The sequence below is a fragment of the Pseudoalteromonas atlantica genome, from assembly GCF_043641955.1.
Taxonomy (GTDB): Bacteria; Pseudomonadota; Gammaproteobacteria; order Enterobacterales; family Alteromonadaceae; genus Pseudoalteromonas; species Pseudoalteromonas atlantica_A.
Genome location: NZ_JBHZRV010000001.1, coordinates 70624 through 83291 on the forward strand (window position 1 = coordinate 70624; position 12668 = coordinate 83291).

A 12668-nucleotide genomic window follows, 5' to 3' on the forward strand; every position below is an offset into this window, starting at 1 on the left:
ACCGAACAAAAAACATTTCATACACTGAGCTCAGTTAAAAAGCTTGCATACGCAAGTGCTTAAAATACATGAGGTTCACTATGAATACGCAACTTAACAAAACAAACAATAAATCTGCTTTAACATTAAGTGCTTTAGCGCTTGCAGTGGCACTACCTGCAAGTGCAGCAACGGTGCTTACAAAAGACAATGGCGCGGCAGTTGGCGATAACCAAAATTCAATCACTGCCGGTGAGCGCGGTAGTGTGTTACTTGAAGATGTGCAGTTAATTCAAAAATTACAACGTTTCGCTCGCGAACGTATTCCTGAGCGCGTGGTTCATGCCCGTGGCACTGGCGCACACGGTGTGTTTGTTGCAAGTAAAGAATTAGACGATTTAACGATTGCGGCCCCCTTTAGCGAAGCAGGTAAAGAAACTGAGGTATTTGTACGTTTCTCATCAGTTATTCACTCCAAAGGCAGCCCAGAGACTCTTCGCGACCCACGCGGCTTTGCAACGAAATTTTACACTGATGAAGGTAACTGGGATCTAGTGGGTAATAACCTACCGGTATTCTTTATTCGTGATGCGATAAAATTCCCAGACATGGTGCATTCATTAAAGCCATCTCCGGTAGATAACATTCAAGATCCAAATCGCTTTTTTGACTTTTTCTCATATGAGCCCGGTTCAACTCATATGTTAACCTGGGTTTACAGCGATTACGGTACGCCAGCCAGCCTACGTAAAATGGATGGTTGGGGCGTACATGCATACAAAATGATTAATAAATCAGGCGATGTTAAATACGTTAAGTTTCATTGGGTAAGTCAGCAAGGTATAGATAACTTAGATGGCAAAGAAGTCGCTAAAGTGCAAAGCCAAGATTTTCAACACTTAACACGTGATTTGTATCAAGAGATAGGCAAAGGTAACTTCCCGAAATGGGATCTTTATATCAAAACCCTTGAGCCATCACAGCTTGATGACTTTGACTACAACCCGTTAGATGCAACCAAAATGTGGCTAAACGTTGAGGAAACAAAAGTCGGTACTATGACACTAAACCGTATGCCGACTAACTTTTTCCAATCGACTGAACAAGTAGCTATGGCGCCAGGTAATATTATTCCAGGTATTGAGCCATCGGAAGACCGCTTATTGCAAGGGCGTGTATTTTCATACTCTGATACACAAATGTATCGTTTAGGTGCTAACCACCAGCAACTGCCCATTAACCGTGCAAAAGTGGATGTTGTAAATTACAACCAAGACGGTGCGATGAATTATGGCAACACCACTAGCAATGTGAACTATCAACCGAGTCACGAAAATGTCAGTGAAAACCCTATTGCACGTAGAAGCCAAACCGAGCTTAAAGGCTATGTACAACAAGCAGCGATTAAAAAGCAGCAAAATTTTGCCCAAGCGGGTGTGCTATACAGAGGCTTTAGCAAGCAAGAGCGTACTAACCTCATCAATAACCTAGCCGGCGATTTAGGCAAAGTACAAAACAGCGATGTGAAGCACAAAATGCTCAGCCACTTTTACAAAGCTGATAGTGACTATGGCACACGTTTAACTAAGGCCGTAAATGGCAACCTGAAAATGGTAAAACAACTGGCCGAAAAGCTGTAACCCTTTAATTACTTATTCTCCAACTTTATGAGGAAGGCTGACCTTCCTCTCTTATAGGATACACTTTTTTAAAGGGCACATTGATGCGTAAACTATTTATTATTCTTGCCATTGTTTTAAGTTTTAACTCAGAAGCCGTTGAGCCTGCACGCGCTGACGCACAATCACAATACGACAATTTACTTGCCTATTATTTTGCAGCAGCTCGTACAGGTGATGAACAAGTTATTGAACAATTCGTCACTGCCGGTATCCCAATTGATAGCTTTAACAATAAAGGATATTCAGCGTTAATGATTGCTACCTATCACGGTCATAAAAACACGGTAGATTCATTATTAAATTTAGGAGCTAATGCATGCCTTGAAGACAACCGCGGTAATACAGCACTCATGGCGGCTATTTTTAGAGGTGAGTTTAGTATTGCCAAAACCTTAGTAAGTCTTGATTGCGATACTGATCATGCAAATAAAGCAGGGCAAACAGCCGAGCAATTTGCACAAACATTTGGTCAAGAGAAGGTGCTTGAGTTACTAGATTCAATAAAGCCAAAACAGTAAAAAGCACTTAGTGACTTGGTTATCAAATGCATATCGGCAACCAAACGTAGTTAAGCCACAGCCTTAGTAATGACCTAAGCTCTCTAATTCTTCCCTTAATCAGAGAGTTCAGATTAAAGATTAAATCTATTGCTAAGGCTGTATACTCTTGGCTATTAAATAACCTAAAGGCTCAGCCCAATAACTAACTTGGGGAAATCCCCCCTGCTAGTAGTTATTGCCAACGGCAATGCACAATCCTGCAATACAGAAAAAGAATAACCACGACAAGTGTTTACCTCGAGTAAACGCCAGCGAAATAATGCCACTTAAGATAAAAACCACAGCAATAATATGCAGAATATCAATGCTGTAATTGCCGCTTGGGTTAAGTATACAATAAATAATGGCTGCAAAGCCCCACCAAGCAATGGTGGTTAAGTGCCAAGCAAATCGCAATACTCGCTTTGTAAACCAGTCACTACCGAGTAATTTAGGTAAATTGTCGCGTTTAAATAAGCGAATCAAGATATACTTTTCACCCAAGTATGAGTGAACAATCCCACAAAATAACAGTAACAGTGCTGCTGCCTCTAACATAGTTTTTCGTCCATAGTGTAGTCATCAACCAATGCGTAACGTTAGTCATGCAAAGGCAAGCGTACCGACATATATCTTTGAGCCCAATTTGCAAGTTCAATACGATTGCGCGAATGCGTTTTTTTAAATGCGCTATAAAGATGGGTTTTTACCGTGTGATCACTAATATTAAGTCGATGAGCAATATCCAGATTGCTGGCACCTTGCGCTAATAAATGAATAACCGATTTTTCACGTTTAGTCAGGTTGGATAATTGCTCATGTGTGCTATCAGCATTGGAAATATTTGCTTGGTTAAAGTTACCCAGCATGCCTAATATTTCTATAAATGTCGTAGACATTATTTTACGACTAAACCAGAGCTCATCATCAATAATTCTTACCAACCCCTAAAGAAATCTTCAGGCTGAGTGTTTTGATAAAAGACTCCTTTGAAATTATTTAGTAATAAGTTTTTTTCACTAATAGCGTCCCCACAGGCATTAAATATAATGACCGGGCACTTTTTAGCAAGTGCAATCAGATCTGCAGGTATTAAGTCCTGCCAGTTGCTCCCTGCACTATCAATTAAGTACAAATCAAATTCAGAGCGATGCTCCGCATGAGGTAAGTTGTCGTCCATTTTAACTTTACTAAAAAAAGCTTCTAATATTTTAATTAAATAGGAATAGCTTTGAGATTGAGAAGGCGCTTTTAGGGCTGTTTTTACATAAACTGAGGTTGGTTGAATCATTGTATCTCGTCCTTGAAATATTTTATTAACAATACCCAATTCGAAAACAAGATTCAACCGTTAAATAATGATTAATCCTATGATATTTAATTAAAATATGCTGAATAGCTATCTAGCAGTTTAAACTTCTTCCCCCTAACAACAATCAGGCCTTTATATTATTCAGGAAATTTCTAGTAACCCTTATAGCCTAACCTTTAACCTGCACTTGTTATGTTAGTCAGGTACATCACCGACAGCTCTTTTTTAAATCACATTTTGAGCTAACAGCTGTCCTTGCGACTCGCTCTCTTGGCGCTTTAAATAACTAAACAATAATAAACAACTCAGCGCAAGACTTGCCGCAATAAGCGAGCCAAGTGTAGCAAAACGAAAACTAAACCACTGCGCAATTAAACCCGTACTGGCAGTACCAAGCATAACCCCTACTTTAATTGCATTACCGTAAAAAGCGGAGGTAAAACCTATCCGTGACGGCAGCTGCTCTTGTAAAATTGTCAGACCGATACCCGCAAAGATGCCATAAAAAATAGCATTAACACCTTGAAGTATAAAGAATTGCCATACTTGGTTGGCAAAAAATACACCTAGATAAAACAAAATAGCACAGCTAAAAGCCAAACCTAGCAAGGTTGTTTTAGTGATGCGTTTGCTGAGCTTTGCGGTATACAGCATTACGGGTATTTCAATTAATGCCACCATGCCCATAAATATTCCAGGCATATTATTGGCAAAGCCCAGTTCATTAATTGTATAAAGCGGTAAGGCACTGGCGTACATAATATTGCCAATTGAGCCAAAGGTTATAGCAGCACCTAAAGCCCAAAACGATAGATTGATAGGCTGATTTGGCTCAGCTTTTTTAGCTCTGTCGTTAGCATCAATACTTGGTAAAAACTTCATTGCAAAAATTAATGCCAGTAATGCAAACGTCGCCGCGGTATAAAATGAGCGGCTAAAAGCAACCCCTGACGCAAGAAGGTAACCAAGTGGCGGGCCTGCGACCCAGGCAAATGAAATAGCGGCTCTTAGGCGAGTATTAAACTGGGTGATATCAATATGCGCTTGCTGATCAGCCCACTGGCGAGCAATGGTCATAACTTGCGGTATCGCAGCGTTTCCCATCGAAAGCAAAAGAATTCCAGCTGCAAACACCTGCCAAAAAGACGTTGCGTTGGCAAACACAACTAATGCCATCCCCATGCCAGAGACCGCAATCATAAACATTTTTTTAGCGCTCACGCCCTTATCGGCCAACCCACCTAACCATTGACTAAAGAGAATGCCCATCAAAGTGACCCCTGTGGTGTATACACCCAAATAAATAGGGGGGCTTTGTAAACCTTCAACAATAAACAAACTCATAAGTGGATTAACAAATGCGCCAATTAAGCCCGTTAATAAGCTTAATAAAATAAAAACCACACCATATTGTTTGAATATTGACTTCAAGAAGCACCACACAGACCTAAAAATAAGCCGCGCATTATACGCAGCTTTAAGTAATATTAAAATACAAATTAGCTTATATAATAATCACTAAAATTTAAACTTCGCCCCTTTTACCAACTACTAAACAAAGCATAAAAATCAAGCCGCGATTTGTAAAATGTGCATTTAGTTCATTTGAGCGTCTAAAAACAGCAAATTGATAAATGCAATATGCTGCACCTCAACTTGCTCTTTTAACGCAAAAATAAAGTCCATTGCAGTGGCTGGCCGATTTGGGTGTGCATGCTTTTGCCATACAAACTTAAGTGCCTTAATTATCGCGTCATCACCTATTTCATCCCTTAATTTTGCAAATACGATAGTGGCTCTTGAATATTGATCATAGCTTTTAGTTGAATCAATCAATGCCATTTTAGCAGTAATATCCATACGTGATGCTTGCTCGTATCGCTGTGTTTCATAATCGACTAAAGCGTTCATAGCCGCTTTGCCGTAGTGTTTTTCTATCACCACCAACTCGATATATTTGGCCATCGATTCAATTAAAAACGCACTATCAACAGGCGCACTATTGCCTATGTCATGGCCAAACCATTGATGCGCTGTTTCATGCACTGCACGGCGATAACGCTGATCAAAGCCAGCATCATCGCTTGGCCGAGACCTAAAGCCGACGGTATCTTCAATTAATATTATTTGGGGTAAGGCATACCCTGTGCCCCCAAAGGGTGGGGCCGCAACTATGCTTAATTGCTTTGGTTTGTAAGCAACAATATTATTTTTAAACCAATCAAGTGTGTCCATCATCGCTTGAAAATTAACGGCAACTGCATCTGAACGCTCAATCAGCTCTTGTTTTTTTGCAAATACTTGTAAGGTAACACCGTCATGCTTTTTAGATTCAGCATTAAAAGGCACAGAGAGCCAAGCTGGTAAATTATTAATTGCAGTCAATGTCTTAAACTCAAATATCTCAAGGCCCTGTTCATGTTGATGTGCAATTTGCTTGCCCTGTGTCACAACTTGATACCCCGCTGCCGTTGATATTGTGCTCGACATCGTTATGCGCTTATAGTGTTCAGGCCTTTTTTGCTGCTCATTAAATAACTCAGAAGCTAAAGGCCAACCCTTTTGTTGCAAACCATATTGAGCGCGTAACTGTGTATCTGTTAGCTCATAGTTGACTTGATAACCAATGGTTGGCAACGCAGGAACTGCACGAATATAACTAAATTCAGGCGTAATTATTTGATGCCCACCAGCAGGCCACAGTGTTGCTTGATGAATCTCAAACTGTGTGGTTAATTGTCGTGTTTCATGCGGTTTTAATGCAATATCAAACTCATAAACAGCTTGATTTAATTCAGGATAAAACGCAACTTGGGTAGCACCGTCAATCTTCACATTCGCCCATTTATAAAACCCTGCTCTGCCAACTAAAATTTGCTTAATGGCCGTTGGATGAAGATTTTTTAAGGTGTATGTCAGATCAAACTTAGCCAACTGCTGATGCGGGTAAAAATCAATTTTTGCATCAATATGGCTAACTTGAGGCTGCAACTTATGCTGCCAATCGGCGAAGTTCTTTTCATAATTGGCTTTAAAAGCTTCGCGTTTATGTGAATTGGTAAGCGGTTTTTCATCCACTAAACGTAGGTGTAATTGCACAAATAAGCTAACGCAGAGCAATACTGGTATTATTAGCCATGCATCTTTTCGCACAACTGCGCGCCTATCAAGCCCCGCACCGCGGTGACTAAATAAACACGTTAGCAATATTAAGCTTATACAGGCTGGTAACCACACCTGCATATAAGGCCAATAACTGCTAATACTCGCTCGATAACCCCAAAATTCACTCGGCGGCTGTAATGGCGTCCAAGCTAGGCTCCAAAACGTGTGTGTGAGGCCTAAATAAGTCATAACGGGTGTAAATTTTAGCAACAGCATCACAAAAATGATTACTCCAGCAACCAGTGTTGAGCGACAAATATTAAACACACACACCGTTACCCAGCCAATCAGCATTAAGGGCAGTGCCGTTAAACACAGAATATATACATGGTCGTATGCATTATATTGGCTATCAATAAACCACTGCGCTAATGAAGCGCCCACAAAGCTCATCGTTGAAAAAATAATAACTAGGGTAGTCAATACCAGTAATTGGCCATATAAAATAGTGGCTGTTTTGATAGGCGTTGCAGCAATTAGCTCAGCCATATTAAAGCGCTTTGCATAACAACTGATTTGCCAGCTCCAAAGCACCGTCAGTAAACACCCAAACAGTACTTGCATATCAAAAGCATAGTGACTAATAGCATCAATGCTGGTTGCATTTATTACACTCAATGGCTCAGCATAGGCAGCAGAAGAGGCTACATTATTAAACACCATGGCCGGCCAAGCTAATAAAATTATTAATGTTATTGGATACTTTAATACATTGAAAAGCGCTACTTTATAGAACGTGATTAATATCGCTAGTCCATGATTTTTTGCAGCCACAGGTCGGTACGAGGCATTTGCTACTGTAACGGATTGTAGCTTGCTCTCTGTATTTTTAGCTGGCTTATTAAACGAGTTAGACCCATTACTTGCTACAGCACTAAAACAGATAAGACTTGTGAGTAATAAGATCAGCACCCGATTAACAGCGATAATCCAGCCTTGCGGCTCACTAAAGCTGGCTATAATGGTGGTGTATGCGAAAGGGTCTAACCATATAAATAGTTGATAGCTAGTTTCACTGATAATACTACTGCCCGCCAATATAGGATTACCAGTAACACTTGCAAGCAATAAATAGCCAATCCACAAAGCTGCAAATACCACATAACTCACTAAAGCACTGCTGAACTTTTGACAAAACCAAAATGCAATTACACTGAGCAAACACGTATTTGGAAACAACACAAAAAAGCTATTAGCAGCCAGTAGATTAATAATTTGCCAGTCAAACCCCTTACTGAACAACTGTGTTACAACCATCACCAACATACTAATAAATGCAATGGCAAATACACACAGCACCAAAGCGCTTAAACGTAGCAATGCGCGTTGCTTTAACGTAACAGGTGTAGCCGCCACAAGCTCGTGCATATTGTGAATTTGATCTCGTAAAAAAAATGTCGGTGCAAGCGCACCTGTCAGTAAAGCAAGTTGCATCATTTGTAGTGCAACAAGGTGCAGCTTTAATTGGTTTATCGCATCACTCCCTTCAACAGCTAACCCTGCTGACAATGTACACGCAAATAAAGGAGCTACTAAAAAACACAGCCAAAGCAATGGCTGACGAATGATATAACGAAGCTCATTGATCAATAACATGCGTGACCCCCTCGTGCTTTCAATTCATAAAAATAGCTATCTTGCAGTGTTGGTTCAGCGGGTACTGCACTCTCAGCGGGGGGCGCTTTGGCATAAACACGAAATGAAGGTTTGCCATATCGATAACTTTTGCTTAGTACCAAACTCTCTTTAGGTAGTTCACTTGGAAGGGTGTCGAGCAGCCATACACATCCATGCAATGGATTGATAAGAGAGGTCACTTCACCACTTTGAATTAGCTGGCCTTGGTTAATCATTGCAACAAAGTGACACTGATTTTCTATGTCTTCTACAATGTGGGTCGATAACAGCACTAGGCGCTGTTTACTAATGGTCACCAATAAATTGTTAAGGCTTTCACGCTCAGCAGGGTCGAGTCCTGCGGTTGGTTCATCTAAAATAATCAGTTTAGGGGAGCCAAGCAACGCTTGTGCAATACCAAAGCGTTGTTTCATCCCACCCGAAAAGTGGCTCACGTTTTTGTTGGCGAACGGAGATAAATTTAACAGAGCCAAAAGCTCACTTATTTGCTGTTTTCGGTCTTGTTTATTGAGCCCCTTTAAAATTGCAATATGTTCCAGCAAGGCAATACAACTCATATTTGGATAGACACCAAATTGTTGTGGTAAATAGCCAAGTTGTTTGCGCATCTGTTCGGGGTGTTGCAACACATCCAAACCATCAAAATTTACCTGACCATTATCAACGCTTTGCAAACACGCAAGGGTGCGCATTAAACTTGATTTACCTGCCCCATTTGGACCGAGTAAACCAACCATGCCAGCAGGCAAGCGAATATTCACATCATTTAATGCGTGCGTACCATCTGCGTATTTTTTATTTATATTTGTAAGTGTCAGCATCTATTGCGCTCCTTAATTGACGAATAGCCACATTAAGCAACACCTAACAAATCAGCTAGCAAGTAATGATCTAAGCCAAAAAATAAGGGATAAGAGGAACAATTGGCTACTCATCATTAAAAACCTTACTTTCATCATTAATTGTAGTTTTTTAGCAGCGTAAAGATGTGTTATTGATGTTTAAAAGGTAAAGTAGTGTGAAGTTAAAATTATATTTAGGTGAAATGTGCAGACGGTTATTTCCTTTTTATCACAACGGATTAAGGTAAAATATGTCATTGCCTTACTGCCGCTATTGGCTGCAATTTTGCTTGAAGCCCATATTCGCTTTCTATCGTTAAGACTCAGCTCAACGGCGCATTACTTACAAATAAATATGCAACTTTTTTTAACATGCCTGCCTTTTTTAATCGCCCATGTAATGGCATTTAAACAGCCATTAAGGCTGGCCTTAATGGGCTGGTTGTTAGGTTTTATTGCTTACCCTATCTTGATATACGCGCTCAATGTGCTGTTTCCACAATTTGCCTATTGGCAACACCTTGGACTGCAAGGGTGGGTTTTATGCACTGGAGCAAGTAGCATTTGGCTGCTATCTCAGCGCACCACAGCAAACCACAAGTTACTCATCAGCAACAGGTTTAGCTCATTAATATCGTTAGATAATGTAGTTTTAATACTTCTTTTTTGCTGGTCTTTCATCATGGCTGGGGTACTCAATACACATGAACATCCTTTACTAAACCAGCCATTCGAATTGATAATTGAGCCGAGTAAAATAATCTCCCAATTTAGCCGATTTATGACTTATTTTTGGCAACTTAGCGTGTATGTTGCAATACTTTATGGCTTATACTTATTGAACCGCTACCTTCTTATTCGTCATTTGCTTGCTACATACGGTGTGTTTACCTTTGTTGCTGCGTGTATCATTGTAATCGCGGTGCTGACTCCCTTATTGATTGCTGCTGTCCTTACATTACCTGTAAATAATTTACCTGCTCACATAGCTAACCTAACGCCGAGTGGCAGCCAAGAGGTTTTTAACAAATACAATTATCAGTTTATGCTGCTTTTTCTTGTTATAAGCACACCTATTATTTTAGCGTTTGAGCGTCAACAGCAACAAAGCAAGTTAAATGAGGTCGCTAAACAGCAAACTCAAACCGAATTAAAATTACTCCAACAACAAGTGAACCCTCATTTTTTATTTAATACATTAAATAACTTATATGCGCTTACGCTGACAAAATCAGAACAAGCTCCACAGTTGGTGCTACATTTAGCTGATCTACTACGCTACACAGTTTATGAAGGGCAAAAATCATCAGTGCCACTAGAAAAAGAGCTAGACTACCTTAAAAACTTTATTGAATTACAAAAAATAAGAAGCGCAAATAAATGTGAGTTTAACCTTGTTTGGCCAAACAATTTTGACGCCTTGAGTATCACACCGCTGTTGTTGATTATTATTGTTGAAAACGCCATAAAACATGGGGTTGAACCCGCGAGCGACAAAACACATGTATCAATTGAAATAACAATCAATAGCAATACTTTAACGCTATATTGCGCCAACCCAATACCCGCTCGAGTAGCAAAAAAAGAACAAGGGATGGGGCTTGCTAATTTACAAAAACGACTGCAACTTTTATACCCTAATAAACATTCACTAATAACCCATAAGCAAGATGCAATGTGGCAAACAACACTGACCTTGGAGCTGCAAAAATGATAAAAGCCATCATTGTTGATGACGAGCCATTGGCGCACCAAGTGCTGCTGCATCATTTAACAGAACACACTAATATAAATGTGGTAGGCCAATACTATAGCGCTAAAGATGCCTTATGTGTGCTTGCCAAACCAGGCATTGATTTAGTGTTTCTTGACATTAATATGCCAGAATTAACAGGGCTTGAGCTATTAAAAGCACTCGCTAATCCGCCGCAAGTAATTATTAATAGTGCCTATCAAGAATATGCCCTAGCCGGCTTTGATTTAAATGTCACAGACTACTTACTCAAACCCGTTTCAGCGCAAAGACTAAAGCAAGCCCTCAGCAAAGTGTGTCAACGCACTGCCAAGCCTTTAGACCAAAAGCCCAAAGATATAACGCTCAAAGTCGACCGAGAAAAACGCAAGTTCGCGTTAGACACAATTGAGTATTTTGAAGCTTACGGTAATTATGTAAAGTTGCATCAAGCGCAGAATACCACGCTTGCCACAGCGACACTTAAGCAACTGAGTGAACAGCTAGCAGATACATTTATACAAATTCATAAATCGTATTTAATTAATAAAAACAAAGTGACTGCTGTTAATCATGAATATGTTGAACTAACAACAGGGGCTAAAGTTAAAATTGGCAAATCATATAAAGAACATTCTCGCACTCTACTTTAAACTAAAAGTAGTAGCTGCTTTGCAAGGCGAACATGCTCTTTATAAGGCCAATGTACCCCCTCACTTTCACAAGCATCAATAAGTGTAAAGCCATCGATAAAAACACATTCTTGGCGATCAGCGATGGCTTTGAATTCAATAGATAATTGTTCAGCTTTTTTACCAGCGCCTTTGTAAATATTTTTATAGTTCCCCACTTCATGCACCTTTGGTGGGCTCAAGGTAATTATTTTTGGATGTGCTTTACCATGATAAAACGCTTTAGTCGCTAAGATTAACTGCTCAAGCGCTTTGCCAATATCGATAGCAGACAATCCAAAACGGGCTTTTAAATCATTAGTACCAAGCTGAATAATAATGACATCCAATGGCTGCGCCTCAAGATAAGGCTCCAAATACTTTACGCCCAACTTATCGCCGCTAAATGGCGGGTTATTCACTAAGGTTCTATTTGGTTGACCTGCTTCAATTACAAGGTGATCTGAACCCAATAGCTCTGCAAGTATACCGGGCCAACGCTCACACGCAGGCAGCCGTTTACCATCAATAGGAGAGATCCCATATGTATTAGAGTCGCCAAAACACAGAATATTCATTAAAACGGATTCAACGTATAGCCTTGTTGCTGTAACTGGGCGTGAGCGGTCATCGCTGAAAGCGCCATTTTCACTCCAGGAATGAGTTGCTCAGATGAAACTTTCATATGCGTTGCCGACTGCCCACACACATATACCTGCGTGTTATTAGCAAGCAGTTGTTTAATCAAAGATTCGGTTTTGTTATCTTTGTCAAAACGCGCTTTATAAAAGCTGTTTTGGAGTACATCAACACTTGCGCCACCGTGTACCACTAATGCCAGCTGAATGTTTTCTGGCTTTACCCCATGAGCTACATGCATATTAATAAAACGGGCGAGCGAGTTGATATGATTATTTTGCGCGCCCATTTCAGCGCCATCTCCTACATCAAAGGCGATTTTGAACTGTGCTTGGCTTAAATCTGACCCATGGCTTGGCACATTATAAAAATAACCATAGTCTTTAATCACTGGCGCAGGCTCTGCTGCCAAATTACTAAAGCTAGTTAAAAGAAGAATAAATCCAGTAAGTAACGTTTTCATACATCA

Annotated in this window: 12 protein-coding genes; 4 read left to right on the forward strand and 8 right to left on the reverse strand. The window is 40.1% G+C overall.

What is annotated here, in order from left to right:
• Nucleotides 1-80: 80 nt before the first annotated feature.
• Both ACHUE3_RS00290 and ACHUE3_RS00295 read left to right on the forward strand, forming a co-directional pair.
• Nucleotides 81-1619 carry a catalase gene (locus ACHUE3_RS00290; RefSeq protein ID WP_394189043.1) on the forward strand — a complete coding sequence of 513 codons (1539 nt, stop codon included), beginning with the start codon at nucleotides 81-83 and terminating at the stop codon, nucleotides 1617-1619.
• Between the two features lie 83 nt (nucleotides 1620-1702).
• Nucleotides 1703-2179 (forward strand): ankyrin repeat domain-containing protein, encoded by a 477-nt coding sequence (locus tag ACHUE3_RS00295; RefSeq protein WP_394189045.1) that lies wholly within the window; start codon nucleotides 1703-1705, stop codon nucleotides 2177-2179.
• A 207-nt stretch (nucleotides 2180-2386) separates the two neighbouring features.
• On the opposite strand, the gene ACHUE3_RS00300 is transcribed toward ACHUE3_RS00295, so the two are convergent.
• The 6 genes from ACHUE3_RS00300 to ACHUE3_RS00325 form a co-directional block, all read right to left on the reverse strand.
• Nucleotides 2387-2758, reverse strand: a complete 372-nt coding sequence (locus tag ACHUE3_RS00300) for a hypothetical protein (RefSeq protein ID WP_394189047.1) — start codon at nucleotides 2756-2758, stop codon at nucleotides 2387-2389.
• A gap of 41 nt (nucleotides 2759-2799) precedes the next feature.
• A complete protein-coding gene (locus tag ACHUE3_RS00305) occupies nucleotides 2800-3099 on the reverse strand; it encodes a response regulator transcription factor (RefSeq protein WP_394189049.1) in 300 nt (99 codons plus the stop codon).
• Between the two features lie 38 nt (nucleotides 3100-3137).
• Nucleotides 3138-3491, reverse strand: a complete 354-nt coding sequence (locus ACHUE3_RS00310) for a hypothetical protein (RefSeq protein WP_394189051.1) — start codon at nucleotides 3489-3491, stop codon at nucleotides 3138-3140.
• Between the two features lie 246 nt (nucleotides 3492-3737).
• Complete coding sequence (locus ACHUE3_RS00315; protein ID WP_394189053.1) at nucleotides 3738-4943, reverse strand: sugar efflux transporter; 1206 nt, start codon at nucleotides 4941-4943, stop codon at nucleotides 3738-3740.
• A gap of 165 nt (nucleotides 4944-5108) precedes the next feature.
• Nucleotides 5109-8273: a M1 family aminopeptidase gene (locus tag ACHUE3_RS00320; protein ID WP_394189055.1), complete on the reverse strand. Its 3165-nt coding sequence runs from the start codon at nucleotides 8271-8273 to the stop codon at nucleotides 5109-5111.
• On the reverse strand, nucleotides 8264-9136 hold the full coding sequence (locus tag ACHUE3_RS00325; protein WP_394189057.1) for an ABC transporter ATP-binding protein: 873 nt from the start codon (nucleotides 9134-9136) through the stop codon (nucleotides 8264-8266). The genes ACHUE3_RS00320 and ACHUE3_RS00325 overlap by 10 nt, the downstream gene beginning before the upstream one ends.
• Nucleotides 9137-9362: 226 nt before the next feature.
• Here ACHUE3_RS00325 and ACHUE3_RS00330 point away from each other — a divergent pair, with 226 nt between their 5' ends.
• Nucleotides 9363-10871, forward strand: coding sequence for a sensor histidine kinase (locus tag ACHUE3_RS00330; RefSeq protein ID WP_394189059.1), 1509 nt, complete (start codon nucleotides 9363-9365; stop codon nucleotides 10869-10871).
• Complete coding sequence (locus ACHUE3_RS00335) at nucleotides 10868-11542, forward strand: LytR/AlgR family response regulator transcription factor (protein ID WP_394189061.1); 675 nt, start codon at nucleotides 10868-10870, stop codon at nucleotides 11540-11542. The genes ACHUE3_RS00330 and ACHUE3_RS00335 overlap by 4 nt, the downstream gene beginning before the upstream one ends.
• Here the strand turns inward: ACHUE3_RS00335 and ACHUE3_RS00340 are convergent.
• Nucleotides 11539-12138 (reverse strand): GDSL-type esterase/lipase family protein, encoded by a 600-nt coding sequence (locus ACHUE3_RS00340; RefSeq protein ID WP_394189063.1) that lies wholly within the window; start codon nucleotides 12136-12138, stop codon nucleotides 11539-11541. The two genes, ACHUE3_RS00335 and ACHUE3_RS00340, sit on opposite strands and share 4 nt — an antisense overlap.
• Nucleotides 12138-12662 (reverse strand): DsrE family protein, encoded by a 525-nt coding sequence (locus ACHUE3_RS00345; RefSeq protein ID WP_394189065.1) that lies wholly within the window; start codon nucleotides 12660-12662, stop codon nucleotides 12138-12140. The genes ACHUE3_RS00340 and ACHUE3_RS00345 overlap by 1 nt, the downstream gene beginning before the upstream one ends.
• Between the last annotated feature and the right edge of the window lie 6 nt (nucleotides 12663-12668).